The following is a 26055-nucleotide window of genomic DNA, read 5'->3' on the forward strand; positions in this document are numbered from 1 at the left end:
ATGGGACGCATCATCTGCTGCGGTCTCGGCCCCGGCGATCCTGATCTGATGAGCGTGCGTGCCGATCGTACGGTGCGGGGCGCCAGCCACGTCGCCTATTTTCGCAAGAAGGGCAGGCCCGGTCAGGCGCGCCGCATCGTCGATGGCATGCTGGCTGCGGGCGTTACCGAATATCCCATGGAATATCCTGTTACGACGGAGATCGCTTTCGACAGCCCCGAATATGTCCAGCTGCTCGCTGGCTTCTACGACGAATGGGCCGAGCGCCTGGCGCGGCTTTCGCGCGCCGTCGACGTCGTCGTGCTCTGCGAGGGCGATCCTTACTTTTACGGATCGTTCATGCATCTGCACACGCGCCTGCAAGGCCGCGTCGAGATCGAGGTGATCGCCGGCATTCCCGGCATGGTCGGTTGCTGGAACGGCGTCGGCCGGCCGATCGCGCTCGGCGACGACGTGACGACGGTGCTGATGGGCACGCTGCCCGAGGCCGAGCTCGAACGGCGCATGCGCGATTCCGATGCACTGGTCGTCATGAAGACCGGCCGCAATCTCGCAAAAGTGCGCCGCGCGCTCAGCTCCGCCGGGCGGCTCGCCGATGCCTGGCTGGTTGAGCGTGGCACCATGCCAGGCGAGCGCGTGGTGCGGCTCGCCGAGATCGATGCGGCCGACTGTCCCTATTTCGCGATCGTGCTCGTGCACGGCAAGGGCCGGCATCTGGATGCCGCCGAATGACAGGCACACTGACCATCGCGGGCCTCGGGCCGGGCAGCGACGCGCTTGTGACGCCGGAAGTTTCCGCCGCGCTTGCGACGGCGACCGACATTCTGGGCTATGCGCCCTATGTCGCGCGCGTGCCGCCGCGGCCTGGGCTCACTCTGCATCCATCCGACAATCGCGAAGAGCTGCAACGCGCGAGCGAAGCCCTGCGGCTTGCCGCCGAAGGCGGTCAGGTCGTCGTCGTCTCTTCCGGCGATCCCGGCGTGTTCGCGATGGCATCCGCCGTGTTCGAGGCACTCGAGCAGGCGCCGGAATTTCGTGAGCTTTCGATCCGTGTGCTGCCCGGCGTCACCGCGATGCTGGCGGCCGCCGCGCGTGCCGGCGCGCCGCTCGGCCATGATTTCTGCGCGATCAACCTCTCCGACAATCTCAAGCCGTGGGCAGTGATCGAGAAACGCCTGCGACTCGCGGCGGAAGCCGATTTTGCCATCGCGATGTACAACCCGCGCTCGGCCAGCCGCCCGGAAGGATTCGGCCGTGCGCTGGCGCTGCTTCGCGAGGCCGGCTGCGGCGAGCGTCTCATGATCTTCGCGCGCGCGATCAGCGCGGCTGATGAAAAGATCGAGATCGTGACGCTGAACCAGGCGACGCCCGAGATGGCCGACATGCGCACGCTTGTCATCGTCGGCAATTCGCAGATGCGCCGCATCGGCCGCTGGGTCTATGCGCCGAGGCGCGCAGAATGACCGAGCCATTGCATCACGTCAGTGACACTCTCGACCCTTTGGCGCTCGGGCAGCTCTGGTCGCGAGATCATGATTACGGGAAGGCCGAGCATGCGCGCCGCGTCGATCTTGGCGCGCGCGCCGTCGCCGCCGGAATTGCGGGCGACGATCCAGGCGATGCCGCGCGTGTGCAGCATCGCCAGCTCACTATGAAGCGTGAACGGTCCGCGCGACACGATCACATCGGCCGCGAAGGGCAGGGGCGCGTCGGGCGGGTCGACGAACCGCAGCGTGTAGGCGTGCTGCGGCTTCGTCGCGAATGGCGCAATGTGCTGGCGGCCGATGGCGAGGAACACGTTTGCCGGGGCGTCGGGCAGCGCGGAGACGGCAGCATTGACATCCGCCACCTCGATCCAGTTGTCGGTGGACGCCTTGATCCAGGGCGCGCGCTCCAGCGCAAGCAACGGCGTGCCCGTCTCGGTGCAAGCCGCAACGGCGTTGCGGCTCATTTCCGCGGCGAACGGATGCGTTGCATCGATCACATGCGTGATGCCTTCGGCGCGGATGTAATCCGCAAGTCCGCTCACGCCGCCGAAACCGCCGATGCGGGTCGGCAGCGGCTGACCGGCCGGGACGCGCGTGCGGCCGCCATAGGAATAAACGGCGTCGATGCCGGCGCGCGCGATCTCCGCGGCGAGCAGGCTCGCATCGGCCGTTCCGCCCAGAATGAGGGCGCGAATCATGAATGAGCCCTGGCTGACCATCATCGGTATCGGCGAAGATGGCCTTGCCGGGCTGTCGGAGGCAAGCCGAAAGGCGCTTGCCAAGGCCGAAACCGTGTTCGGCGGCGAGCGCCATCTTGCGCTTGCCGAAATTGGCAGCCGCGGTCGTCCATGGCCGGTGCCGTTCGATGCGGATGTCGTGCTGAGCTGTCGCGGCAGGCCGACGGTGGTGCTCGCCTCCGGCGATCCGTTCTGGCATGGCGCCGGCGCGAGCCTTGCCGAGAAGCTCGGTGGCGACGAGTGGATCGCGCATCCTGCTCCGTCCACCTTCTCGCTCGCCGCCGCGCGGCTGGGCTGGCGACTCGAATCCACCGTCTGCCTCGGGCTTCACGCCGCACCGTTCGAGCGTCTCGGTCCGCATCTGGCGCGAGGGGCGCGCATCATCTGTCTCGTGCGCGATGGGAAAGCGGCTGGCGATCTGGCTAGGTGGTTGAGCGAGCGCGGGTGGGGCGCCTCGGCCTTCTGGATGCTCGCCGCCCTCGGTGGCCCGCGCGAAAGCGTCACAGAATATCGCGCCGATAGTCTTGCCGGTGATCTCGCCGGAAACCTGGTCACCGTCGCCGTCGAGGCGAAGGGCGGACAGGGGATGCCCCGCAGTTCGGGATTATCGGACGACCTCTTCATGCATGACGGCCAGATCACCAAGCGGCCGGTACGTGCGCTCGCGCTCTCGGCGTTGGCGCCGCGGCCCGGCGAACGGTTGTGGGATATCGGCGCAGGTTCAGGCTCGATCTCCGTGGAGTGGGCGCTGTGTGGTGGGACGGCGAGTGCAGTCGAAGCGCGCGAGGATCGCGCCGCGAACATCCGCAAGAATGCAGCCGCCTTCGGTTTGGCACATCGGATCACAGTCGTCACGGGCAGGGCACCGGAAGCTCTTGCCGGGTTGGAAGCGGCGGATGCCGTCTTCATTGGCGGTGGTCTCGACGAAGTGTTATTTGATGCGATCTGGACGCGGCTTTCGCCTGGAGCACGGCTCGTCGCACATTCGGTCACGCTGGAGACGGAAGCGCTGCTCGGCGAGCTGCATCAGCGTCACGGCGGCGAACTGATGCGGGCCGAAATTTCGCATGCCGCCCCGCTCGGCCGCTATCGGTCTTGGGAGGCAGCACGCCCCGTGGTGCAGTGGAGTGTGGTTCGATGAAGGTCGCCGGACTCGGCTTCAAGCGCGATGTGACGCTGGCTTCGCTGCGTGAAGCGCTGCTCGCTGCGGGCGGTGCGGAAGGGCTTGCGGCGATGGCAACCGTCAGCGATAAGGCCGACATCGAGGCGCTGAAGCAACTCGCACGTGAATGCGGCGTGCCGATCAGGGCCGTTCCGGCCGCGACACTGGCCGGCATCGACACGCCCACGCAATCGAAGCTCGTCGCGGAGAAATTTGGCACCGGATCTGTAGCCGAGGCTGCTGCGCTCGCGGTCGCCGGTCCGCGCGCGCGGTTGATTGCAGCACGGGTTGTCTCGCAGGATCGCACCGCGACCGCCGCGATTGCCGAAGGAGACGGCCCATGACGGTGCATTTCATCGGCGCAGGGCCGGGCGCACCCGATCTGCTGACGTTGCGCGGCCGCGATCTGATCGCGGCCAGTCCGGTTTGTCTCTATGCCGGCTCGCTGGTGCCGGAGGGCGTGCTGGCGCATTGCCCGCCCGGCGCACGTATCGTCAACACCGCGCCAATGTCGCTCGACGAGATCATCGCCGAGATCGCAGGCGCGCATGCGGCAGGCCTGGATGTCGCGCGGCTGCATTCCGGTGATCTCTCAATCTGGTCGGCGATGGGCGAGCAGCTCCGCCGTTTGCGTGCGCTCGGGATTCCCTACTCGGTGACACCCGGCGTTCCCTCGTTCTCGGCTGCCGCGGCCGCGCTGGAGGCCGAGCTGACGCTGCCCGGTCTTGCTCAGACGGTCGTGCTGACGCGCACGCCGGGCCGTGCCAGCGCGATGCCCGAGGGCGAGAAGCTCGCCGCGTTCGCCGCGACCGGCGCGGTGCTCGCGATCCACCTGTCGATCCATCTGCTCGACCAGGTCGTCGCCGAGCTGACGCCGCACTACGGCGCGGATTGCCCGGTCGCGATCGTCTGGCGCGCGAGCTGGCCGGAGCAGCGCATCGTGCGCGCGACGCTTGCAACGCTCGGTGCGTTCGTGGGTGGCGAGATGGAGCGCACGGCGCTGATCCTGGTCGGCAAGACGCTTGGCGCTGCCGATTTTGACGAGAGCCGCCTCTATGCCGCCGACTACGACCGCCGCTACCGGCCGGTCGGTGCCGAGCCGCGCTTTCCGGAGGCGTCGTGATGCCGGCGAGCCTTGTCATCTCCGCGCCGGCCTCCGGCGTCGGCAAGACCACGCTGACGCTGGCGCTCGCCCGCGCCTGGCGCAAGCGCGGCCTGAACGTGCAGTGCTTCAAGAGCGGCCCCGACTATATCGATCCCGCCTTCCACGCCGCAGCCACGGGACGCGCCTCGGTCAACGTCGACAGCTGGGCGATGGATCGCGGCACCATCGCGCATCTCGTCAGCCGTGGCGGCAATGCAGATGTCGTTCTCGCCGAGGGATCGATGGGCCTGTTCGACGGTGTCGCCGCGCGCGGTGTCTCCGGCACCGGAGCGACCGCTGATATCGCGGAGATGCTGGGCTGGCCGGTGGTTCTGGTGATCGATCCCTCCGGCCAGGCGCAGACTGCGGCAGCGATCGCCGCCGGCCTTCGCGATTACCGCGCCGGCGTGCGCCTTGGCGGCGTCGTGCTCAATCGCGTCGCCAGCCCCCGCCATGAGGATCTGGTGCGGCGCGCGCTGAACGAGGCCGGTATCAAAGTGTTCGGCGCGCTGCCGCGCCATGCCGAGATCAGCCTGCCGAAGCGGCATCTCGGTCTCGTGCAGGCCGAGGAGCAGGCCGAGATCGGCAAGCTGATCGACGAGGCCGCGCGCTTTGTCGCCGAGCACGTCGATCTCGATGCGGTGCTCCACTCGGCAGGCCAATGGTCGCCGCAAGCTGCGGCGAACGGCTTGAACGTGACGCCGCCCGGCCAGCGCATCGCGCTGGCGCGCGATGCGGCGTTCTCCTTCGTCTATCCGCATATGCTGGAAGCTTGGCGCGCCGCGGGCGCCGAGATCGTGCCGTTCTCGCCGCTGGCCGATGAAGCGCCCGATGCGAGCGCCAACGTGTGTTGGCTGCCCGGCGGCTATCCCGAGCTTCATGCAGGAAAGATCGCGGCCAATGCGCGCTTTCGCAGCGGCTTGCGCGCTTTCGCCGAGACGCGGCCGGTGCATGGCGAATGCGGAGGCTATATGGTGCTGGGCGCAGGCCTGACCGACGCCGACGGTATCAGCCATGAGATGGCGGGGCTGCTTGGCCTCGAGACCAGCTTTGCCAAGCGCCGCATGCATCTCGGCTATCGTCTTGCTGAACTGGCTGCGCCGATGCCGGGGCATCAGCCTGGCGCGCGCCTGCGCGGCCACGAGTTCCACTATTCGACCATCCTCGCCCAGCCCGATACGCCGCTCGCGGTCGTGCACGATGCCACCGGCGCGGCCATTGCCGAAACCGGCTCGCGCCGTGGCCATGCCACCGGCACGTTCTTCCATCTGATCGCGGAGGACCGGTGAGCGGTTTTGTCTCTTTCGTTTCCGCCGGTCCGGGCGATCCCGAGCTCCTCACGGTGAAGGGCGCCACGCGGCTGCGCGAGGCCGACGTCGTGCTTTATGACGATCTTGCCTCCGGCGCGATCCTCGATCTCGCACGGCCCGGCGCCAATCTCGTCGCGGTGGGAAAGCGGGCCGGGCGTCCTTCGACCAAGCAGCACCACGTCAACCGTCTCCTGGTCGACTATGCCGCAACCGGCGCGCGCGTGGTGCGGCTCAAGTCCGGCGATGCCGGCATTTTCGGCCGGCTGGAGGAGGAAATCGAGACGCTGCGCGAGGCCGGCATCGGCTACGAGATCGTTCCCGGCGTCACCTCCGCCTGTGTCGCCGCCGCCCAGGCCGGCATTCCCCTGACCCGCCGGTATACCTCCCGCCGGGTGCAGTTCATCACCGGCGCTGACGTCACGGGCGAGCTGCCGCCCAATCTGAATTGGGCGGCACTGGCCGACCCCGAGGCCACGACCGTGGTCTATATGGGCCGGCGCACCTTTCCGGCGCTTGCCGCAAAATTGATCGCGCACGGCCTCGCTCCCAGCACTCCGGCGCTGTTCGCCGAATCTCTCGGGCGTCCCGACGAACGGCTGGTCCGCACCACGATTGCCGAGCTCGCCGAGCAGCTTGGGCGCGGCGGCGCCGCTTCCACTGCGGCCGTCATCCTGTTCGGCGCGCTGGCGGGAGAATATCCGGCATGACGGCTCCGGCAGCGGTTCGCCCCTTGACGCCCGCGATACGAAAGGGGCACACAAGAGCGGCATGGTGCTCGACGCGGCGCAAAGCGCCGGAGCATAATCGGGAATGGGGATGGGCGGACCCAGTTGCGGCGCCCAAAACCCCAGCCGCCCCCGCGACTGTAAGCGGTGAGGGCCTCCGAACCGCCACTGGACCGCAAGGTCCGGGAAGGCCGGAGAACCCAGTGAACCGCGAGCCAGGAGACCGGCCGTGCACGTTTTGAGGCCAAGGCCGTCGGGTGTGACGGCGGAAAGGAATTGAGCCATGCATATCGAACCCGGGATCGTGACGGGCGCCAAGCTCGTGTTGAGTTACGCAACCGGCATCGCCGCAGGCGGCGTTGCCTTGAAGCTCGCGGTCGAGACCGTGCGCGAGCAGGGCGCCGGCTCGTTCGCGGCGCGGACACTGGCCACCACCGCTCTCGTCTTCGTCTTCTTCGAAATCCTGCCGCACTTTCCGGTTGGGGTATCAGAGGTGCACTTCATCCTCGGCTCGACCTTGTTCCTGCTCTTTGGTGCTGCGCCCGCCGCCTTCGGCCTTGCATTTGGCCTGCTGCTTCAGGGCATGCTGCTGGAGCCAGTCGATCTGCCGCAATACGGCATGAACGTCACCACGCTTCTGGTGCCGCTGTTCGCGATCCAGGCGATCGCCAAGCGGATCATTGCCCGCAACACCGCCTATGTCGATTTGAAGTACGGTCAGGCGCTGGCGCTTTCGACGACCTACCAGGCCGGCGTGATCGCATGGGTGGCGTTCTGGGCGCTCTATGGCTCCGGCTTTGCGATCAGCAATCTCGCCAGCGTCGGGACGTTCGCTGCCGCTTATGCGCTGGTGATCGTGATCGAACCGCTCGCCGATCTCGCGGTGCTGGCGCTGGCGAAGTCGCTGCGCGGCGTCACCGCGCCCGGCCTCGTCACCCCGCGCCTGCACAACGCGGCGTAAGAGATCAGCGATGGGCGGCCGGTGTGGCCGCCCATCGCGCTCGCGATGCTCACGCTCTCTCTGATCGGCATCGGTTGCGGCGATCCCGCGCAGCTCACGCGCGCCGCCGTTGACGCCATCAACGCCGCCGATCTCATCCTGATCCCGCGCAAGGGGACTGCGAAATCCGATCTCGCCGATCTCAGGCGAACGATCTGCGCCGGTGTGCTCACCAACAAAGCGACGCGCATTGCCGAGTTTGACCTTCCCGTGCGCGATGCGACCGAGTCGGACTACCGCAAGGGCGTCGACGATTGGCACGATGCGGTGGCCGCGACCTGGTCGCAGACGATCGCTGGGCATCTCGAAGATGACGGCAAGGTCGCGTTGCTGATCTGGGGCGATCCTTCGCTCTATGATTCTTCGCTGCGCATTGCGCGGCGGCTCGATCCATTGCCGACAATCGAAGTCGTGCCTGGGATCACCTCGATCCAGGCGCTGTGCGCGGCGCATGCGCTGCCGCTCAACGACATCGGCGAGCCGTTCCTGGTCACGACGGGGCGGCGCTTGCGCGAAGGCGGCTGGCCGCAGGGCGTCGATACCGTCGTCGTGATGCTCGATGGCGGCACGGCGTTCCAATCGCTGGATCCAGAAGGCCTGCAGATCTGGTGGGGTGCCTATCTCGGCATGCCCGATCAGATCATCATGTCCGGCGCGCTGGCCGAGGTCGGCCCGCGCATCGTCGCGTTGCGGCAAGAGGCGCGCGAGCGGCACGGCTGGATCATGGATAGCTACACCATCAAGCGCAGGCGTTGAGCAGCATGCTTCCCGAATGGGTTACCCAGAACTGCCCCGAGGTCTCCGCTGTTCATCGCGAGGCGGCCATTGCGCGGCAGGGGCAACTGACGAAGCCGACCGGCGCGCTCGGCCGGCTCGAGCAGCTCGCAATCGAGCTTGCGGGCCTGCAGGCCACCGAGCAGCCGCGCGCCGCGCGGGTGCCGATCATCATCTTCGCCGGCGACCACGGCATCGTCGCGCAGGGCGTGTCGGCCTATCCGCAAGCCGTCACCATCGCGATGATGGCGAATTTTGCTGCCGGTGGCGCCGCGATCTCGGTGCTGGCGCGCGAGCTGGGTTCGAGCCTCGAGGTGGTCGACGCCGGCACGCTGACCGAGGCGCAGATCGCGGGAATCGTCACCGACAAGCCGCGCAGCGGCACCCGAGATTTCAGTGTCGAGGCCGCGCTCACGCCCACGGAATTGGCCTTCGCCTTCGAGGCCGGCCAGCGCGCGGTGGCGCGCGCCGAGGCCGGCCGGCCTGATCTCTTGATCTTCGGCGAGATGGGGATCGGCAACACCACGACCTCAGCAGCGATTGCTGCGAGCCTGCTCGGTGTGAGTGCCGACGAGATCGCGGGCAGCGGCACCGGCGTCGATGCGTTGGGCCGCGCGCACAAGGTGCGGGTGATCGATGCGGCGATCGCGCATCACGGCGTTGCGGGGGCGTCACCCGAAAAAATCCTGTGCGCCGTAGGCGGCCTCGAGATCGCGGCGATCTCGGGGGCGATCATTGCGGCTGCGCAACGCCGCATTCCCGTGTTGCTCGACGGCTTCATCGTCTCGGTGGCGGCGCTGGCAGCAGTGCGCCTCAACCCGTCCTGCCAGCCGTTCCTGTTGCCCTCGCATCAATCGGCGGAGCAGGGACATCGGCTGGTGTTGCGCGCGCTGAACGTGCAGCCGCTGATCAGCCTCGATCTCAGGCTCGGCGAGGGATCGGGTGCCGCGATCGCGCTGCCGCTGGTGCGCTCGGCCTGCGCACTTCACAACGGCATGGCGACGTTCGCGCAGGCCAACGTGCCGGATCGGCCTAGCTGATGCGTTGATTGACCGAGACGACACGCCAGCCGCCCGCGAGCCGGTCGATCCGGCTCAGCGACAGCGGATCTATCACGAAGCGCAGCGCGGCGTCCGGTGTGAGATCGAGCGCGATGCAGAGCGTGGCACGAATGGTGCCGGAATGAACGACCAGCGCCGCGGAGCCTGCGCCAATCTGCGCCAGGCCCAGGCGGACGCGGGCGACCTGATCCGCAAAGCTCTCGCCGTTCGGCGGCCGTCCGTGCGCCGGATCGCGCCAGACCTGCGCGTAGGCCTCGCCGCCGGTCGCGGCGAGCTCGTCATGCCGATGGCCGGTCCAGTCGCCGAAATCCTGCTCGCGAAACTCGCTGATCAGCTCCGGTTCGAGCCCCAGCGCGCGCGCCGTCTCGACCGTGCGCCGCGACGGGCTGGCATAGCCGGCGAGATCCGCGGGCAAGAGGCGCCTCAGGGCCGCCAATGCCGCGTGATCGCCGAGGTCGGCCCGCGCATCGGCCGCATGGATCGTCCCGGGCATGCCCACGACGGCCGCATGCCTGATCAACCAGAGGAAGGTCTCGCCTTCCATGCTCATCTCCAGGGAAAGTTGGTTGCTGTGGCCATAACGCCGCAACTGGCACATTGACTCTGTCTTGGCGGTAATCCTAGATGCTCGCGACGGTTTTCCCGAGAGGGAATGAAAAGGGAATGCGGTGCGGGGAAAATTGTCCCCAATGCCGCGGCTGCCCCCGCAACTGTAAGCGGTGAATCCTTCGTCACGAGCCACTGGGTCCTCGGTCCCGGGAAGGCGACGAAGCGGTCACGACCCGCGAGCCAGGAGACCTGCCGTCAGCCGTGGTCACACGCGAAGATGTCGGTCGGGGAGTACAGACATTCGGCTTCATCGGACGGCTGCAAGGCCAAAGGTGAGACCTCGTTCGCTGTGACGTGCCACTGACGTCATACCGAGGTTTTGACCTGTGTCTTCCATCCGTATCGCACGACCGCGCCGCGTCCTGCTTGCCTCCGCCGCGTTCACGTCCTTTGCCGCTCTTGGTCTGCCGGCCGCTCTGGCGCAGCAGGCCCGAGAGTCGCTGCCACCCGTCGAGGTGTCGCCCGCCCAGGCCCGCAAGCCGGCCAAACCGGCAGCAGGAACGGCGCAGGGCGCGCGCCGCGCGGCAGCGCGCAGGCCGGCGGCTGTATCCGCAGCGCCAAGACCCGTCACGCCGGATTCAACGCCGCAAACGCCGCTCAACTCCAACGCCGTTGCCGAAAGCGCCTCGCGGCTCGGCTTGACGGTGCGGCAGACGCCCGCGACCGTCGAGGTTGTCTCCGCCGAAACCATGCGCGAGCAGGGCCATCGCACCGTGTCCGAGGTGGCGCAGGGCGCCGCCGGCGTCACCTCGGGCGACAACCCGGCCGAACCTTCGGCCTTCTCGATGCGCGGCTTCACCAACAGCCAGATCAACACGCTCTACAACGGCATCAAGATCGGTCCGCAGAACATGACCTCGCGGATCGTGGACACCGCCAACCTTGAGGCCGTGGAATTCCTCAAGGGCCCGGCCTCGCTGATTTCGGGCGAGGGCGCCGCGGGCGGCGCGATCAACTTCGTCACCAAGCAGCCGCACACCGGAGCTGTCCGTAACGAGGCCGATTTCTCCTGGGACTCGCTGAACTCGTTCCGTGCCCATTACGGCTCCGGCGGCAGCACCAATGTGCAGGGCCTGGACTATCGCTTCGACATCAGCCGTTCCGCCCTCAACGGCTTTGCCGATGACACCAATGTCAAGACGTTCGGCACGTCCGGCCAGCTCAACTACCGTGTTTCCGACAGCCTCAGGATCTGGGGTGCGGTCGAATATCGCGAAGACCGCTCGAAGGCCTATTGGGGCGCGCCGCTGGTGCCGGTGGCCTTCAGCGGTTCGCATGCGACGACGGGGATCGTCTCCGGCAATTACGTCTCGAATTACAACGGAACCAATCTCGGTGCCGTCACCATCGACGACCGCACCTTCAACACCAATTACAACGTTCTCGATAACCGCAACGTGGCGCAGGAAGTGTGGCTGCGTGGCGGCTTCGAGCTGAAGCTCGCGCCTGACCTCACGCTGAAAAGTCAGGCCTATGGCTATGGCGCGGAACGGACCTGGTTCAATAACGAGATCGAGGCGTTCAATTCCACCACGAACCTGGTCGATCGCGAGCGTTTCTATGTCGCCCACAGTCAGCGACTGGTCGGCAACATCACCGACCTGATCTGGGATACAAATATTGCGGGCTTCGACAACCGGCTGGTCACGACGCTGTCGTCGAGCTATCTCGATTTCGTCAGGCCCGGCGCGGCAAACTTTCCCGGCGATTCCGTCTCGCTGGTCGACCCCAACCGCGGTTTCTACGGCCTGCTCACGACGCAGCAGCAGACCGCGCGCATAGACAACGAGGCGCTGTCATTCGAGGACAGGCTCAAGCTGACGCGCAGCTTCGCGCTGATCGGCGGCCTTCGTGTCGAGCACATCGGGCTCGACCGCAACTCGACCGACAAGAACGGTGTGGAGAAGGTGGGCTTCCCATTCAGGAAAGACTGGGCGCCGGTGACGGGCCGCATCGGCTACACCTGGGAGGCCGTTCCCGGCCTGACCTTCTTCAGCCAATACGCCACCGGCGCCGACGTCGCAGCCAACAACATCTTCCTGCTCTCGCCCACCCAGCCGCTCGACCTGACCACCGCGCGCACCTATGAGACCGGTGTCAAGCACCTGTTCTGGGACAATCGGGCGGAGTGGTCGTTCTCGGCCTATGACATCCTGCGCAAGAACGTCTATGCGGCCGCCGGCGGCATGCAACTCAACATCGCCGGACGACAGGAGTCGAAAGGCGTCGAGCTTGCCGCCTCGATACGCCCGATCGAGCCGCTGCGGCTGTGGGGCAACATCGCCTATGTCGATGCGCGCTATGCCGACTACAATTTTGCCGGCGGCTCGTTCTCCGGCAACACGCCGCCAAACGTGCCGCGTATCGTCGCCAATGCCGGCGCGTCGTATCGCTTCTTCACACCATGGCCGGTGGAGCTTGGCATCACCGGCCGTCATGTCGGCGACCGCTACAACACCGACGCCAACGTCGTGACGATGAAGGCTTACACTGTGGCCGACGTCTACGCCTTCGTCGACATCCCCAAGACGGCGTTCAATGCGGTCGACCAGGCCCGCCTGACCTTCCGTGTCCGCAACATCACTGATAAGCGCTACGCGATCTGGGGCGATCCGTTCTATCCGGACCAGATCCTCCTGGGCGCGCCGCGCACCTATGAAATATCGGCCGCGTTCAAATGGTGAGGCCTTGAGCGCATGATGAGCGCGATCGTCCTCACGCATCGCTGGCTCGGCATCGCGTTCTGTCTGCTGTTCGCGATGTGGTTCGCGAGCGGGATCGTCATGCACTTCGTCCCGTTTCCGTCGCTGACGGAAGCGGAGCGATTTGCCGGACTTGTGCCGGTCGATCGCGACGGGACGAGGATCTCGGTCGCGGACGCCGTTGCGGCGAGCGGGATTGCCGATGGCAGGCGTGTTCGGCTGATCCAGCGGAGCGATGGACCGGTCTACGTCGTCTCGGGCTCCATAGGTTCGCGAGCGGTTCGCGCCTCCGATGGAGGAGACGCGTCGGTGACATCAGCCGATGTCGCGCTCACCATCGTGCAAGCTTATTCACGTCAGCGCGGGCTTGAGGCGGTGCGCGCTGCGATCGTCGCGCGGTCGGATTACGATCAATGGAGCGTGCCGAACGGTTTTGATCGCCATCGCCCCTTGTTTCGCGCCGCTCTCGGCGATGCCCCTGGAACGGAGGTCTACGTTTCGTCGCTGACCGGCGAAGTCGTCCTGGATACGACGCGCAGCGAGCGCGCGTGGAACTGGGCCGGCAGCGTGCTGCACTGGATCTATCCGACAATTCTGCGCAGCAGCTGGGCGCTGTGGGATGGCGTGGTCTGGACGCTGTCGCTGCTGGCCCTAATCGCGGCATTGCTTGGTGCGGTGCTCGGAATGGTGCGTGTGAAGATACGGGGACGCCAGCTCTCGTCGCCCTATCGTGGCTGGCACGCCCTGCATCACATCATCGGTCTCGTCGCGACCGTGTTTGTGCTGACCTGGATCTTCAGCGGCTGGCTGTCGATGGATCACGGCCGCCTGTTCTCGCGCGGGCAACTGACTCCGACAGAGGCCGGCGTGGTCGATGCCGCCCCGGATTGGCGAGACGCGTCGTCGCTCGATCCGCAGCCAATATCGCCGTTGGCCCGCGTGGTCGAATGGTTCGCCTTCAACGGCCATGTCTATCGGCGCGACCGGGTTGGTCTCGGCCGTCAGGCGTTGATCAGGGCAGGGGACGCGCCGCGCGATGGACCGGCGTCATACCTGGATAGGCAGGAGATCGGCGACCTGACGGCGCGCCTTGGCACCGGCTGTGCCGCACCGTTCCTGCTCGCCGGCAACGACGACTATCCGGCGCAATCCGCACTTCCGGGGGCCCCCGTCTACCGGACGACCTGCGGCGATCTCTGGTTCGATGTCGATGCTGCCGATGGCAAGCTGCTGCAAAGACTGGACCCGTCGCGCCGCGCCTATCGCTGGCTTTACAGTGCGCTGCACACGCTTGATTTCCCGATTCTGCTGGCTCATGCGCGGCTGCGTGACGCTCTCATTGTCGGGCTCTGTACGCTCGGGCTGATGTTCTCCATCACCGGCATCGTCATCGGTTGGCGGCGCTTGCGGGCATGGCTGGCGAGCGCATAGCCAGTCGCGAAATCTCCGTACCCGGCGCGACCCGTTCGGCGCGCCGGGTTATCCACCAGCGGCCGGTGATGTCCTCGCTTACTGACCGTACAATAAAGAGAGGCTGAGCCGACCTGCGTGCATAGCTCTTGGTCAGTGCTGTCTCCCGCACCGCCGACCGATCGCCTGCAAATTAGACAAACGGCCTTGTGCGATCCGATTGCAGTGCAACGGGCGCTTCTATTTGCCTCGAAGAATCCAAGGGTGCGCTGCACATTTTGACTTCGCGGCCTTCTGCTCTCTGCGCGAGCAGCGCTGCACGGAAACGTGCAGCCGATGCTGCGCCGCGCAAGGCCGGTGGCTTGCTAGCGCTTTGGTTTGCGACAACTCTGACCCTATCCCGCGGCCATCGCTCTGTCGCACGCTCGCACGTGATGGCATGACAGGGAATGATGATGAACGTCACGCGTAGCTGACTGTGCAGATGAGCGATTCCGGCAATCACTGGGAGGTCGGCACCGATATCGGTGGCACCTTCACCGACATCATCGCGATACGGCGCGATTCCGCGGAGGCGCGGATTGCGAAGGTGCCGTCGCGCCCCGACGCACCGGTGCAGGCGATGCTGGAGGCGATCGAGGCGGTCGGCCTGCGCAAGAGCGAGGTGAAGCGCTTCGTCCACGGCACCACGCGCGTGACCAACGCGATCGTCGAGAACCGGCTGCCGAAGGTGGCGCTGGTCGCGACCGAAGGCTTTGCCGACGTGCTCGAGATCGCGCGCTATCGCCGCCGAGACCTCTACCGGCTCGACGTTCCGCCGAAATCGCCGCCTCTGGTGCCGCCTGAACGCTGCTTTGGGCTCGCCGAGCGCCTCGATCATGAGGGGCGGGTGCTGAAGGCGCTCGATGAAGCGGAGGTCGAACGCCTGGTGGCGTGGCTGAAGGGGACCGGCGTGCAGAGCGTCGCGGTTGCCCTGCTTCACGCCTATGCCAATCCGGTGCATGAAAAGATGCTGGGCGAGCGGCTCAGGGGCGTCGTCGCCCACGTCTCGCTCTCGCACGAGGTCAATCCCGAGGCGCGCGAATATGAGCGAACCTCGGCAACCGTGTTCAACGCGGCCGCGATGCCGATCGCGGTGGAATATCTCAGCGAGCTGGAGCAGCGGCTGCCGATCGGGCCCGGCCTGCAGGTGTTTCACTCCGCCGGCGCCATGGTGCCGATTTCGGCGGTGAAGCAGCGTCCGCTGGTGATGGCGATGTCGGGCCCGGCGGCCGGCGTCTCGGCGTCGGTCAGCATTGCGCGCCAGCTCGGCTGCGCGCGGATGCTGACCTTCGACATGGGCGGCACCACGACGGATGTGTGCCTGATCGTCGACGGCCAGGCCGAGATGACCGACGGCCGCATGCTCGGCGACAAGCCGCTGCGCCAGCCGATGCTCGCGGTGCATTCGATCGGCGCCGGCGGTGGATCGATCGTGCGCAACGGTCCCGGCGGGCTGACGGTCGGGCCGGAGAGCGCCGGCTCCGAGCCGGGCCCGGCCTGCTATGGCCGCGGCGGCACGGAGCCGACCATCACCGATGCCAATGCGGTGCTCGGCTATCTCAATCCTGAGACCAAGCTTGGTGACCGCATCGGCATCGACATCGCGGCCGCAAAGCGCGTCATCGCGCCGATTGCCCGCGCGCTCGGGCTGAGCCTGACGGAGACGGCGCTCGGCATCATCAAGGTCGCGAACGCGACCATGGCCCGCGCGCTCCGCCGCGTCACGGTCGAGTGCGGCATCGACGGGCGCGATTGCACGCTGCTGGCCTTCGGCGGCGGCGGCCCGATGCATGCCGCGGGCCTTGCCGATCTCTACGGCATTGCGGAGGTGGTCGTGCCCAGTGCCTCGAGCGCATTCTCGGCGCTGGGCTGCCTCACCGCCGATTTCAGCTTCCTGCAGCAGCAGACCCTTCGCGCCGCCCTCGACGACATCGATCTCGCCCGCGCCTCGGAACGGATCGAGGCCCTGATTGCCGATGCCTCGGCGCCGCTTCTCGCCAACAATGTTGCGAAGGCGGAGATCCAGGTCGAGCCGGTGGCCTTGATGCGCTACGCGGCGCAGAACGACGCCATTCCGGTATCCTTCACGCTGCCGCTCGACGTCGCCAGGCTGAAGCAAGACTTCCTGACGCGGCATCATGAGCTGTTCGGCTATGCGACCGGCGAGCCCTGCGTCATCGAATTGGTGCGGGTGCAGGCGCGTCGCCCGTCAACGACAATTGTCAGCCGGCCGGCGACCGCGGCGAGGGCAGTGTCTATGAGCACGCGCACCTGCTCGTTCGACGGCTTCCACGACATCGCAACCGCGATCGTCGACCGCGCCTCGCTCACGGAGACCATCATTGGTCCCGCCATCATCGAAGACGCCTGGTCGACCGTGGTGGTGCCGCCGGGCTGGCAGGCGAGGCCCGATACATCAGGCAATCTGTTCCTGACGCGGAGGGCGGCATGAAGCTCGATCCGTTCGTCGTCGAGGTCATCAGGCACGGGCTCTCCGCCGCGGCCGAGGAGATGAGCCTCGTCATGACGCGCTCGGCGCGCTCGCCGCTCTTGCGCGAGGCCGGCGACCTCTCGTCGGCGATCACCGACGGCCACGGCGGCCTGGTCGGGCAGGGCCGCGACATTCCGATTCATCTCGGCGCGATGGCCTACACCATCCCCGAACTCTTGAAGGTGATGCCGCGCGATGGCCTGAACGACGGCGACGTCGTCATCTACAATGTCGGCGCGCTCGGCGGCAATCATCTCAACGACGTCAAGGTCGTGCGTCCCGTCTTCTTCGACGGCGAGATCGTCGCCTTTGCAGTCAGCCTCGCGCATTGGCCAGACATCGGCGGCACCTGGCCTGGCAGCTATTTCGCCAAGGCGGTCGATACGTTCCAGGAGGCGATGCGGATTCCGCCGGTGCTGATCGCAACCGCAGCCGGCCTCAACGCGCCGATCGTGCAGCTGCTCAAGGCCAATGTCCGCGATGCCGAATCCTGCGAGGGCGATCTTCTTGCCCAGATCGCGGCGACCAAGGCCGGCGAGAAGCGCATCGTCGAGCTCTGCCGCGAGCATGGCAAAGCCGTCTTCATGGCGGCGCAGTCGCGCCTGCACGACCTCTCCGAAATCGAGATGCGGGCGGCGCTGCGCGATCTTCCGGATGGCGTCTACGAGGGCGAGGATTATCTCGACGACGGCAGCGCGAACAATGCGCCGGCGCGCATCCATGTGAAGATCACCATTCGCGGGGATGAGGCGACCTTCGATCTCTCCGGAAGCTGCGATCGCGTCTCAAATTTCTGCAACACGACTCCCTTCATGGCGCGCTCGGCTGTCGCCTATGCCGCGCGCATCATGAGTGGGCGCGACATGCAGCAGAATGCCGGCGCGCTGCGGCCGCTGACCATCATCACGCGCCCGGGCTCGATCCTCGAGCCCGGCTGGACCGCCTCCGTTGCCGCCGGCAATCACGAGACCTCCATGCGCATCGTCGATGCGATTTTCCGTGCCATGCAGGACACCATTCCCGAGCGCCTGTCCGCGGGCGGGGCAACCACCGCGGGTGTGCTGTTCTTCGCCGAGCCGCGGCCGAACGGGTCGTGGAAGATGCTCTATGAAGTCCATGGCGGTGGCGAAGGCGCGCGGCACGATCGGGCCGGCACGTCCGCGACCCGCGTGCATCTGTCCAACACCTCGAACACGCCGGTCGAGGTGATCGAGGCGAACTACGCGATCCGGCTCGAGCAGCAGGCCATCCGCCGGAATTCCGGCGGCGCGGGCGCGCATCGCGGCGGTGACGGCTCGGTCCGCACCTACCGCATCCTGGCGCCCTCGATGCACCTGACCACCTGCGTCGAACGCATGGTGATGGCGCCGTGGGGCATGCAGGGCGGCGAATCGGGCAAGGCCTGCCGCATCTCGCTGGTCCGGCAGGGCGCCAACGTCGCCATCGACGGCAAGTCGAACCTGGTGTTGCAGCAAGGTGATCTCGTCACGATCGAGATGTGCGGTGGCGGTGGCTACGGCGCCGTTCCGGCGGAGTGAGGCAGTGGCGATGAGCAGATTGTTGCGAACCGGGCTGAATGCGGGCGAGGCCGCGCCGATGGCCGTGGTCGGCGGGGAGGGCGTCTACTTTCATCTTGCGGATGGCCGCAAGCTGATCGACGGCAGCAATACCGGCGGCGGTCTCGGCCATCGCCATCCCGCCATGGTGGAGGCGATTCGCCGTGCGGCCGATACGCCCGTCGTCAACGAGGGGTGGACCTGGGTCGGCCGCGAGCAAGCCGCCGACGATCTGATGGCCACCGCCTTCAAGGGCGAAGAGGACTGGGTCGGCGCGGTGCGCTTCTGCATCAGCGGCAGCGAGGCCAATGACATGGCGCTGTCGCTCTGCCAGGCGCTGACGCAGCGCTCGGCGCTGGCAACGCGCGAGCGCGCCTATCACGGCATCACCGGGCTGTCGCGCAGCATGACGGTGCAGCCGCAATGGCACGGTGGCCTTGCGGTGCACGCCGGCGGCTCGAAACTACCGGCACCGATGGCGCCGGTGCGGATCCTGCCGGCGCCGGATGGGGCGATCTATGGCGCGCCGGCCATCAACACCCCGCCCAGCGAATATCTCGCGGACGCCCCGCGCCTGCTCTCGGACACGGCGGCGACGATCATCGACTATACGCAAGGCGGCATCTATTACGACGGGGCCTATCAGGACGAGGTCGCGCGCTGCGGGCGGCAGGCCGGCTCTTACTGGATCGCGGACGAGGTCGTCACCGGCGCGGGCCGCGCGGGGCGCTGGTTCGCGTTCCAGGGCGCGCAGAGCCGGCCCGATATCGTGACGCTCGGAAAGTCGCTCGGCGGCGGCGCGGCGGCCGTTGCCGCTGTCGTGGTGTCCAAAGACATCGTCGAGCGGCTGAAGGGCACGAGCTGGCAGAACTACGGCACGCTGCGTGGCCATCCGATCAGCATGGCGGCCGTCAGCGCCTATCTGAAGGTCGTCAGTGAGGACAGGATTCTGGACCACGTGCAGAATCTGGAGAAGCTGTTCACCCGCCGCCTCCTCGCAATAGCGCAAAAGCACCCCAGCGTGCAGCGCGTGGCCGGGCAGGGGCTGCACTGGACGGTGGAGCTGCATGGCCCGGATTGGCGCAGCTGGCATGCCGACACCACCGAGGTGCCGATCGCTTCGCGCGTCGCGGAGCGCGCACTGGAAGCCGGAGCCGTGATCGGCACCAGCGGCGAGCAGACCTCGCTGTTCCTGGCGCCGCCGCTGGTGATCTCCGAGCGCGAGGCGACGCTGCTGCTCGATGCGCTCGACCACGGCCTCGAAATTGCCGATAAGGAGCACGGGTGATCGCGGACCACGCAGCACCTCGTCGTTCGCCGGCCTGGCCGGCGGATGAGCCGTGGCATCTCGCGATGCCGGAGGGGACGCTCTACGACGCGCTGGCGCGCGCTGCAGGTGAACGGCCAACGCATCCGGCCACAATGTTCTACGGGGCGAGCCTGAGCTACGCCGAGCTGCGCGACCGGGTCGATGCCATGGCCGGCTTTCTGCAAGGCGTTTGCGGAGTGAAGCGCGGCGACCGCGTCATGATCGCGCTGCAGAATTCGCCGCAATACGTCATCGCTTACTATGCGACGATGCGGGCGAACGCCGTGATCGTGCCGGTCAATCCCATGAACAAGACCGCCGAGATCGCGTATCTCGCCGTGGACAGCGGCGCCAGGGTTGCAATCATCGGCAGCGAGCTAAGCGATGTGTTTGCACCGCTGGTGGGCGAGGCGATTACGCATGCGATTGTCGCGCAATACCGCGACGAAGTTCCAGCCGCGACGCCCGACACACTGCCATCATGCGTGACCGAGGCGCCGTTGGAGCCGCCGTCATCGCCGGGCTGGTATTCGTGGTCGCCCGCGATAGTGCAGGGCCTGCAGCCGGGTGCGATGGAGGCGGGGCCGGCGGATCTGATGATCCTGCCCTACACGTCCGGCACGACGGGCAAGCCCAAGGCGTGCATGCACACCCATCGCAGCGCGCTGTTCACCGCCGTGTTGCAAGCGCGCTGGTATGGGCTCAATGGCAGCGACGTGATGACCGGCTTCATGCCGCTGTTCCATGTCGCGGGCATGCAGGGCTCGATGAATGCCGCCATCGTCTCCGGCGCCACGCTGCTGCTGATGGCGCGCTGGGACAAGGATCTGCTGCCGGATTTGTTCGAGACCTATGGCGTCACGTTCTGGAACGCTGCGCCGACCATGATCGTGGATGTGCTCGCCAGCGCCAGCTTCCGCGACAAATGTTTTGCGAAGCTCAAGGTGCTGACTGGTGGCGGCGCGGCGATGCCGACAGCCGTCGCGGAACGGCTGAAGGGGCGGTTTGGGCTCGATTTCGTCGAGGGCTACGGCATGACCGAGACGATGTCTCCGACGCACCTCAATCCGATGGCGGCGCCGAAGCGGCAGTGCCTCGGCATCGCCGTGCACGAGATCGACGCCAGGGTGATCGATCCCGAGAGCCTGATCGAGCTCGACGACAATGTGGTCGGCGAGATCATCGTGCACGGGCCGCAGGTGCTGCAGGGTTACTGGAATAGGCCGGAGGCGGATGCCGAAGCCTTCATCGAACGGGACGGCAAGCGGTTCCTGCGCACGGGCGATCTCGGCTATCGCGATGCCGACGGCTATTTCTTCGCCGTCGACCGCCTCAAGCGCATGATCAATGTCAGCGGCTTCAAGGTGTGGCCGGCCGAGGTCGAGGCGGCGATGTACCAGAACCGCGCCATCCGGGAATGCTGCATCGTTTCCGCGCCGGACGGCTATCGCGGTGAGACCGTCAAGGCGCTAGTGGTGCTCGATGACGCCGCGCGCGCGACGACGTCGGAGGGCGACATCGTCGGCTGGGCGCGCAGCGCGATGGCGAGCTACAAGGCGCCGCGCGCCGTCGTCTTCGTCGAGTCCCTGCCGCGCACCGCCAGCAACAAGATCAACTGGCGGCTGTTGCAGGATGCCGAATGGGGGCGGACGGCATGAAAGCTGCTTGGCTGGAATATCGGCACGGAGCCGCGTTATGCTCGGCGCCGCGGAAGATCCTGCAAGCCGACGCTTCCCCCCAGACATCACCAGGAACTCGCTGATGCGCATCGTCAATGTCGCCGCCGCCCAGATGGGCCCGATTCAGAAAGCCGACAGCCGCGAGGCGGTGGTCAAGCGCATGATCGCGCTGATGGACGAAGCCAAGAGCAAGGGTGCCGACCTGATCGTCTATCCCGAGCTGGCGCTGACGACGTTCTTCCCGCGCTGGTACGTCGAGGACCGCGCCGAGTTCGACATCTGGTTCGAGCGCGAAATGCCGAACGCGGCGACCAGGCCGCTGTTCGAGCGCGCGGCGCAGCACGGAATGGCGATGAATTTCGGCTATGCCGAGCTGACGCCCGATGGCCACCACTTCAACACCGCGATCCTGACCGACAAAACCGGCAGGATCGTCGGCAAATACCGCAAGGTGCATCTGCCTGGCCATGTGGAATACGACAGCAAGCGCTCGCATCAGCACCTGGAGAAGCGTTACTTCGAGCCGGGCGATCTCGGCTTCAAGGTCTGGCGCGAACTTGGCGGCATCATCGGCATGGCGATCTGCAACGACCGCCGCTGGCCCGAGACCTATCGCGTCATGGGCCTGCAGGGCGTCGAGATGGTTCTGATCGGCTACAACACGCCGTCCGTGAATGCCGAGAAGAGCGAGGAGGGCATCGAGAAGCGCCTGTTCCACAACCGCCTCTCGGTGCAGGCCGGCGCCTATCAGAACGCGACCTGGGTGGTCGCGGTCGCCAAGGCCGGCGTCGAGGACGGTCATCCCCTGTTCGGCGGCAGCCTGATCGTCGATCCCAATGGCGAGATCGTCGCCGAAGCCAAGAGCGAGGACGACGAGGTGCTGGTCCACGCCTGTGACCTCGATGCCACCTCCTTCGGAAAGACCACCATCTTCGATTTCGCCCGGCATCGCCGCATCGAGCATTACGGTCTGATCACCAGCCAGACCGGCGCGGTGCCGCCGCCGGAGAAGTGACGCCGATGGCCGACAAAGGCATTTCCTTGCGTGAACTCGATCCGCGCGATCGCTACAAGCTGCTGTGCGGCGTGGTGGTGCCGCGGCCGATCGCGCTGGTGACGACGCTGGATGAGAACGGGGCGGTGAATGCCGCGCCGTTCAGCTTCTTCAACGTGTTCTCCGAAAGTCCCGCGCTGATCGTGCTCGGCCTGCAGCACAAGCCGGATCACTCGCCGAAGGACACCACCCGCAACATCCATCGCGACGGCGAGTTCGTGGTGCACATGGTGGACGAGGCGCTGTCGGGCGCAATGAACGACTGCGCGGTCGATTTCCCCTCCGGAGACAGCGAGGTCGCCGCGACGGGCCTGGCGACGCTACCTTCGGTCGACGTGAAGGTGCCGCGTCTCGCCGCGGCGCCCTTCGCGCTGGAATGCCGGCGCCATGTCGTGCTGACCTTCTCGCCGGATCGCGAGCTGCTGGTTGGCGAGGTCGTGCGGGTTCACGCCCGCGAGGGCCTGGTCGATACCGCCAGCATGTATGTCGATCTCGACGCCTATCGGCCGATCGGCCGCATGTTCGGCAATCTCTACACCACGCAGCGGGACACGTTTGCTCTTGTCCGCGAGAGCCATGCGCAATGGCTCGCGCGCCAGGATACCAAAGAGCTGAAGGACGCCTAGTGAGCCGAGAACTGCACCGTACCCAGCGCCATCGTGACGGCCGCCTGCGTCGGGTCGATGACGGGAATCCGCAGCGCGTCTTCCAGCGCACGGCGGTGGCGGGCCATGCCGGCGCAGCCCATCACGATGGCGCGGGCGCCGTCCTCGTCGCGCAGCGCGCGGCCGACCTCGATCATCTTGGCGAGCGTGCCTTCGCCGGAGGCGGTTTCGGCGACGCTCATGTTCAGCGGCCGCTCGCCGGAAAAGCGGTCGGTCAGGCCCATCTGCCTGAGATAGCGCATGTGCCGCGGGATCGAGCGCTGGGCGATCGCGATGACGCCAAAAGTCTCCGCGCGGGAAAGCGCCGTCAGCACGCCGCACTCGGCGATGCCGAACACGGGGCGGTCGGTGCCTTCCCGGCAAACTTGCAGCCCGGGATCGCTGTAGCAGGCGATGACGAAGGCGGCCGAGCTGTTGTCGCTTTCGACCAGCTTTCGCAGTGGGATCGCAACGCTGTCTGCGTCCGCCTGGCTTTCAATGCCGAACGGACCTTCGGCCAGCGTCTGGCAGACCACTTCCGGCCCGCCCTCGAAATCGAGCGGCTTCAACGCGTCCTCCAGCCCCTGCGTGACCTTGTGGTTGGAGTTCGGGTTGATGACGAGAATGCGTGGCCGGGACATGATGGACTTCCTGCGAGATCTAGCGAACGTGCCTCAAGCCTATCACGGAGTGCCTCATGACTGAACCCGCTTACGACATGATCATTCGCGGCGGCCGCGTCGCCACCACGACCGACGTCTTCGAGGCCGACGTCGCCATCTCCGGCGAGACCATTGCGGCCATCGGCCGCGGGCTTCCGCCCGCAAAGCGCGAGATCGACGCGCGCGGCAAGCTGGTGCTGCCCGGCGGCGTCGACAGCCACGCCCATATCGAGCAGCTGTCGGCCGCCGGCATCATGAACGCCGACACGTTCGAGAGCGCGACCGTCTCTGCCGCTTTCGGCGGCACCACCACGGTGATTCCGTTCGCGGCTCAACATGTCGGCATGAAGCTACCTGAGGTCGTCGCGGACTATCACGCCCTGGCGAAGAAGGGTGCGGTGATCGACTACGCCTTTCACATGATCATTGCGGACGCGACCAAGGAGACGGTCGAGGAACACATTCCCGCGCTGGTGAAGCAGGGCCATGCCTCGATCAAGATCTTCATGACCTATGACCGCCTCAAGGTCGATGACGAGCCGCTGCTCGACATCCTGCTCGCGGCGCGCCAGTCCGGCGCGATGCTGTGCGCCCATGCCGAGAACCACGGCATCATCGCTTGGATGGTGAAGCGGCTGCTCGCACGTGGCTACACGATGCCGAAATACCACGCCGTCAGCCACGCCCGCGTGTCGGAAGCCGAAGCCTTCACCCGGCTGATCGGCATGGCCGCGCTGATCGACCAGCCGATCATGATCTTCCACGTCTCGACCGCCGAAGGCGCCAAGGTGATCCGCGACGCGCGCGGGCAGGGGCTCAAGGTCTTTGCCGAGACCTGTCCGCAATACCTGTTCCTGACCGCCGCTGATCTCGACAAGCCCGGCGCCGAGGGGGCGAAGTGGATGTGCAGCCCGCCGCCGCGCACGCATGCCGACCAGGAGGCGCTGTGGCAGGCGCTCTCGCTCGGCGATCTCCAGACCATCTCGTCGGACCACGCGCCGTATCGCTATGACGAGACCGGCAAGCTGCGCGCCGGCCCCAATCCCAACTTCAAGCAGGTCGCCAACGGCCTGCCGGGCCTGGAGCTGCGGCTGCCGCTGTTGTTCGACGCGATGGTGTCGAAGGGACGGCTGGGCCTGGAGAAATTCGTCGAGCTGACCGCAACGGCGCCGGCAAAGATCTACAACCTGCATCCGCGCAAGGGCTCGATCGCCGTCGGCGCCGACGCCGATATCGCGATCTGGGATCCCAACCGCGAGGTCACAATCGCGGACGAGATGATGCACGACCTTGCCGGCTACACGCCGTTCGCGGGTCGCAAGCTCAAGGGTTGGCCGGTGTCGGTGCTGTCGCGCGGCCGCCTGATCATCGAGGGCGACAAGTGCCTCGCGAGCGCCGGCAGCGGAAAGTTCCTCGCGCGCAGCGGCGGCGAGGCGGCCAGGCCGACCGGCCGGCTCGTCGCCGACATGGATCCCGAACGGAATTTTGGGGCAAAGCTGCTGTGACGGTGGATCGCGCGCGATGAAGATCGTCATCTTCGGCGGCACCGGGTTTGTCGGCCTCAATCTCGCCGAGGTGCTGCTCGCGCGCGGGCATGAGGTGACGCTGCATGATCGTGCGGCGTTGCCGGCGAGTGCACAAAGATCTCTGGCTGACTACGGCGCGCGGATAAATGCCGTGCAGGGCGATATTAGCGACACAGACACCATCGACGCCCTGATTGCAAAGGGCTGCGATGCGATCGTACTGGGTGCCGCGGTCACCGCCGGCGATGACCTCGAACGGGCATCGCCCGCGCGCGTTCTCGAGATCAACGTCATGGCCCAGATCCCGATCCTGCAAGCCGCGATCCGCCATGGCGTTCGCCGCGTCGTGAATCTGTCGTCGGCGTCGGCCTACGGCGCCGCGGGTGCGCGGGTCGACATTCTGGACGAGGAGACGCCCTGCGATCCCGTCTCGTTCTACGCCATCAGCAAGTTCACCTCGGAACGATCGGTGGCACGGTACGCCGAACTTTTTGGCGGTGATTTTCTGAGTGTGCGGTTGACTGCGGTCTTCGGGCCGTGGGAGCGCCCCGGTTCAGTGCGCGATACGCCGAGCCTCCAATATCAGATATTGGCCGCATTCGCGCGCGGCGAGCCGGCGCTGCTGCCGACGCCGGGTGTCAAGGATTGGACCTATGCTGTTGACGCCGCCGAGGCCGTGGCCGTGCTGATCGAAGCCGAGCGGCCGCGCCATCGGCTCTACAATATCTCCAGCGGCGCGGCCTGGTCGGCGCTGCAATGGGGCGAGGCTTTTGCGGCCCTGCATCCCGGGCTGGAGTGTCGGCTGGCGGAGCCGGGCGAGAAGACCTTCATCAAGCTTCATGGAGGCGATCGCGCGCCGCTCTCAGTGACGCGAATGGCCGACGAATTCGGTTGGCGCGCGCGGTTCGGCTGTGCGGAGTCAGCTGCCGCGATGAGCGCCTGGTGGATGCAGCACAGGGAGGGGATCTGAC

At 66.7% G+C, this 26055-nt stretch carries 23 protein-coding genes and 2 riboswitches; of the genes, 20 read left to right on the forward strand and 3 right to left on the reverse strand.

Features of this window, described 5'->3' with window-relative positions; all coding sequences use genetic code 11:
• Positions 1–732 carry a precorrin-2 C(20)-methyltransferase gene (locus I6F09_RS13850; protein ID WP_036023524.1) on the forward strand — a complete coding sequence of 244 codons (732 nt, stop codon included), beginning with the start codon at positions 1–3 and terminating at the stop codon, positions 730–732.
• Positions 729–1463, forward strand: coding sequence for a precorrin-3B C(17)-methyltransferase (gene cobJ / locus I6F09_RS13855; RefSeq protein WP_225188281.1), 735 nt, complete (start codon positions 729–731; stop codon positions 1461–1463). Before I6F09_RS13850 ends, cobJ begins: the two co-directional genes overlap by 4 nt.
• Here cobJ and I6F09_RS13860 read toward each other — a convergent pair.
• Positions 1439–2185: a cobalt-precorrin-6A reductase gene (locus tag I6F09_RS13860; protein ID WP_225188282.1), complete on the reverse strand. Its 747-nt coding sequence runs from the start codon at positions 2183–2185 to the stop codon at positions 1439–1441. The two genes, cobJ and I6F09_RS13860, sit on opposite strands and share 25 nt — an antisense overlap.
• Here I6F09_RS13860 and cbiE point away from each other — a divergent pair.
• From cbiE to cobT, 8 genes are all read left to right on the forward strand, one after another.
• A complete protein-coding gene (gene cbiE / locus I6F09_RS13865) occupies positions 2184–3365 on the forward strand; it encodes a precorrin-6y C5,15-methyltransferase (decarboxylating) subunit CbiE (RefSeq protein ID WP_225188283.1) in 1182 nt (393 codons plus the stop codon). The two genes, I6F09_RS13860 and cbiE, sit on opposite strands and share 2 nt — an antisense overlap.
• Complete coding sequence (locus I6F09_RS13870; protein ID WP_036023534.1) at positions 3362–3730, forward strand: cobalamin biosynthesis protein; 369 nt, start codon at positions 3362–3364, stop codon at positions 3728–3730. The genes cbiE and I6F09_RS13870 overlap by 4 nt, the downstream gene beginning before the upstream one ends.
• Complete coding sequence (cobM, locus tag I6F09_RS13875) at positions 3727–4509, forward strand: precorrin-4 C(11)-methyltransferase (RefSeq protein WP_036023536.1); 783 nt, start codon at positions 3727–3729, stop codon at positions 4507–4509. Before I6F09_RS13870 ends, cobM begins: the two co-directional genes overlap by 4 nt.
• Positions 4509–5819, forward strand: a complete 1311-nt coding sequence (locus I6F09_RS13880; RefSeq protein WP_225188284.1) for a cobyrinate a,c-diamide synthase — start codon at positions 4509–4511, stop codon at positions 5817–5819. The genes cobM and I6F09_RS13880 overlap by 1 nt, the downstream gene beginning before the upstream one ends.
• Positions 5816–6547 (forward strand): uroporphyrinogen-III C-methyltransferase, encoded by a 732-nt coding sequence (gene cobA, locus I6F09_RS13885; RefSeq protein ID WP_036005341.1) that lies wholly within the window; start codon positions 5816–5818, stop codon positions 6545–6547. The genes I6F09_RS13880 and cobA overlap by 4 nt, the downstream gene beginning before the upstream one ends.
• A gap of 45 nt (positions 6548–6592) precedes the next feature.
• Positions 6593–6812, forward strand: a riboswitch (cobalamin riboswitch).
• 36 nt (positions 6813–6848) lie between these two features.
• Positions 6849–7526 (forward strand): energy-coupling factor ABC transporter permease, encoded by a 678-nt coding sequence (locus tag I6F09_RS13890; RefSeq protein ID WP_225188285.1) that lies wholly within the window; start codon positions 6849–6851, stop codon positions 7524–7526.
• A gap of 45 nt (positions 7527–7571) precedes the next feature.
• Positions 7572–8321, forward strand: a complete 750-nt coding sequence (cobF, locus tag I6F09_RS13895) for a precorrin-6A synthase (deacetylating) (protein WP_225188286.1) — start codon at positions 7572–7574, stop codon at positions 8319–8321.
• A gap of 5 nt (positions 8322–8326) precedes the next feature.
• A complete protein-coding gene (gene cobT, locus I6F09_RS13900) occupies positions 8327–9379 on the forward strand; it encodes a nicotinate-nucleotide--dimethylbenzimidazole phosphoribosyltransferase (RefSeq protein WP_225188287.1) in 1053 nt (350 codons plus the stop codon).
• On the opposite strand, the gene I6F09_RS13905 is transcribed toward cobT, so the two are convergent.
• Positions 9372–9944, reverse strand: coding sequence for a histidine phosphatase family protein (locus tag I6F09_RS13905; protein WP_225188288.1), 573 nt, complete (start codon positions 9942–9944; stop codon positions 9372–9374). The genes cobT and I6F09_RS13905 overlap by 8 nt on opposite strands.
• 73 nt (positions 9945–10017) lie before the next feature.
• A riboswitch (cobalamin riboswitch) is annotated at positions 10018–10221 on the forward strand.
• Between the two features lie 114 nt (positions 10222–10335).
• Here I6F09_RS13905 and I6F09_RS13910 point away from each other — a divergent pair.
• From I6F09_RS13910 to I6F09_RS13945, 8 genes are all read left to right on the forward strand, one after another.
• Positions 10336–12693, forward strand: coding sequence for a TonB-dependent receptor (locus I6F09_RS13910; RefSeq protein ID WP_225188289.1), 2358 nt, complete (start codon positions 10336–10338; stop codon positions 12691–12693).
• A gap of 12 nt (positions 12694–12705) precedes the next feature.
• Positions 12706–14142, forward strand: a complete 1437-nt coding sequence (locus I6F09_RS13915) for a PepSY domain-containing protein (protein ID WP_225188290.1) — start codon at positions 12706–12708, stop codon at positions 14140–14142.
• A gap of 463 nt (positions 14143–14605) precedes the next feature.
• A complete protein-coding gene (locus I6F09_RS13920) occupies positions 14606–16615 on the forward strand; it encodes a hydantoinase/oxoprolinase family protein (protein ID WP_225188291.1) in 2010 nt (669 codons plus the stop codon).
• Positions 16612–18192 carry a hydantoinase B/oxoprolinase family protein gene (locus tag I6F09_RS13925; protein WP_225188292.1) on the forward strand — a complete coding sequence of 527 codons (1581 nt, stop codon included), beginning with the start codon at positions 16612–16614 and terminating at the stop codon, positions 18190–18192. The genes I6F09_RS13920 and I6F09_RS13925 overlap by 4 nt, the downstream gene beginning before the upstream one ends.
• 10 nt (positions 18193–18202) lie before the next feature.
• Entirely contained in the window at positions 18203–19498 is a 1296-nt protein-coding gene (locus I6F09_RS13930) for an aminotransferase class III-fold pyridoxal phosphate-dependent enzyme (protein ID WP_225188293.1), read from the forward strand.
• Entirely contained in the window at positions 19495–21177 is a 1683-nt protein-coding gene (locus tag I6F09_RS13935; protein WP_225141396.1) for a long-chain-fatty-acid--CoA ligase, read from the forward strand. The genes I6F09_RS13930 and I6F09_RS13935 overlap by 4 nt, the downstream gene beginning before the upstream one ends.
• 103 nt (positions 21178–21280) lie before the next feature.
• Positions 21281–22213 (forward strand): N-carbamoyl-D-amino-acid hydrolase, encoded by a 933-nt coding sequence (locus tag I6F09_RS13940; RefSeq protein WP_225155684.1) that lies wholly within the window; start codon positions 21281–21283, stop codon positions 22211–22213.
• A gap of 5 nt (positions 22214–22218) precedes the next feature.
• On the forward strand, positions 22219–22878 hold the full coding sequence (locus I6F09_RS13945) for a flavin reductase family protein (protein WP_225188294.1): 660 nt from the start codon (positions 22219–22221) through the stop codon (positions 22876–22878).
• Here I6F09_RS13945 and I6F09_RS13950 read toward each other — a convergent pair.
• Positions 22875–23537 (reverse strand): aspartate/glutamate racemase family protein, encoded by a 663-nt coding sequence (locus I6F09_RS13950; RefSeq protein WP_225145911.1) that lies wholly within the window; start codon positions 23535–23537, stop codon positions 22875–22877. The two genes, I6F09_RS13945 and I6F09_RS13950, sit on opposite strands and share 4 nt — an antisense overlap.
• 56 nt (positions 23538–23593) lie before the next feature.
• Here I6F09_RS13950 and hydA point away from each other — a divergent pair, with 56 nt between their 5' ends.
• Together hydA and I6F09_RS13960 are read left to right on the forward strand one after the other, a co-directional pair.
• Positions 23594–25063, forward strand: a complete 1470-nt coding sequence (hydA, locus tag I6F09_RS13955) for a dihydropyrimidinase (RefSeq protein WP_225188295.1) — start codon at positions 23594–23596, stop codon at positions 25061–25063.
• Positions 25064–25079: 16 nt separating this feature from the next.
• Positions 25080–26054 (forward strand): NAD(P)-dependent oxidoreductase, encoded by a 975-nt coding sequence (locus I6F09_RS13960; RefSeq protein WP_225188296.1) that lies wholly within the window; start codon positions 25080–25082, stop codon positions 26052–26054.
• Position 26055 lies beyond the last annotated feature (1 nt).

Origin of the sequence: Bradyrhizobium sp. IC3195, assembly GCF_020193585.1 — a bacterium.
Classification (GTDB): domain Bacteria; phylum Pseudomonadota; class Alphaproteobacteria; order Rhizobiales; family Xanthobacteraceae; genus Bradyrhizobium; species Bradyrhizobium yuanmingense.

What these genes read in the sequence shown, in the direction of transcription:
- I6F09_RS13915 (WP_225188290.1), top strand. Translation starts at nt 12,706, where the DNA reads ATGATGAGCGCGATCGTCCTCACGCATCGCTGGCTCGGCATCGCGTTC.
- cobJ (WP_225188281.1), top strand. Translation starts at nt 729, where the DNA reads ATGACAGGCACACTGACCATCGCGGGCCTCGGGCCGGGCAGCGACGCG.
- I6F09_RS13960 (WP_225188296.1), top strand. Translation starts at nt 25,080, where the DNA reads ATGAAGATCGTCATCTTCGGCGGCACCGGGTTTGTCGGCCTCAATCTC.
- I6F09_RS13870 (WP_036023534.1), top strand. Translation starts at nt 3,362, where the DNA reads ATGAAGGTCGCCGGACTCGGCTTCAAGCGCGATGTGACGCTGGCTTCG.
- I6F09_RS13850 (WP_036023524.1), top strand. Translation starts at nt 1, where the DNA reads ATGGGACGCATCATCTGCTGCGGTCTCGGCCCCGGCGATCCTGATCTG.
- I6F09_RS13890 (WP_225188285.1), top strand. Translation starts at nt 6,849, where the DNA reads ATGCATATCGAACCCGGGATCGTGACGGGCGCCAAGCTCGTGTTGAGT.
- cbiE (WP_225188283.1), top strand. Translation starts at nt 2,184, where the DNA reads ATGAATGAGCCCTGGCTGACCATCATCGGTATCGGCGAAGATGGCCTT.
- I6F09_RS13945 (WP_225188294.1), top strand. Translation starts at nt 22,219, where the DNA reads ATGGCCGACAAAGGCATTTCCTTGCGTGAACTCGATCCGCGCGATCGC.
- I6F09_RS13940 (WP_225155684.1), top strand. Translation starts at nt 21,281, where the DNA reads ATGCGCATCGTCAATGTCGCCGCCGCCCAGATGGGCCCGATTCAGAAA.
- I6F09_RS13950 (WP_225145911.1), bottom strand. Translation starts at nt 23,537, where the DNA reads ATGTCCCGGCCACGCATTCTCGTCATCAACCCGAACTCCAACCACAAG.
- cobT (WP_225188287.1), top strand. Translation starts at nt 8,327, where the DNA reads ATGCTTCCCGAATGGGTTACCCAGAACTGCCCCGAGGTCTCCGCTGTT.
- I6F09_RS13920 (WP_225188291.1), top strand. Translation starts at nt 14,606, where the DNA reads ATGAGCGATTCCGGCAATCACTGGGAGGTCGGCACCGATATCGGTGGC.
- hydA (WP_225188295.1), top strand. Translation starts at nt 23,594, where the DNA reads ATGACTGAACCCGCTTACGACATGATCATTCGCGGCGGCCGCGTCGCC.
- I6F09_RS13930 (WP_225188293.1), top strand. Translation starts at nt 18,203, where the DNA reads ATGAGCAGATTGTTGCGAACCGGGCTGAATGCGGGCGAGGCCGCGCCG.
- I6F09_RS13860 (WP_225188282.1), bottom strand. Translation starts at nt 2,185, where the DNA reads ATGATTCGCGCCCTCATTCTGGGCGGAACGGCCGATGCGAGCCTGCTC.
- I6F09_RS13925 (WP_225188292.1), top strand. Translation starts at nt 16,612, where the DNA reads ATGAAGCTCGATCCGTTCGTCGTCGAGGTCATCAGGCACGGGCTCTCC.
- cobF (WP_225188286.1), top strand. Translation starts at nt 7,572, where the DNA reads ATGCTCACGCTCTCTCTGATCGGCATCGGTTGCGGCGATCCCGCGCAG.
- I6F09_RS13880 (WP_225188284.1), top strand. Translation starts at nt 4,509, where the DNA reads ATGCCGGCGAGCCTTGTCATCTCCGCGCCGGCCTCCGGCGTCGGCAAG.
- cobM (WP_036023536.1), top strand. Translation starts at nt 3,727, where the DNA reads ATGACGGTGCATTTCATCGGCGCAGGGCCGGGCGCACCCGATCTGCTG.
- I6F09_RS13905 (WP_225188288.1), bottom strand. Translation starts at nt 9,944, where the DNA reads ATGGAAGGCGAGACCTTCCTCTGGTTGATCAGGCATGCGGCCGTCGTG.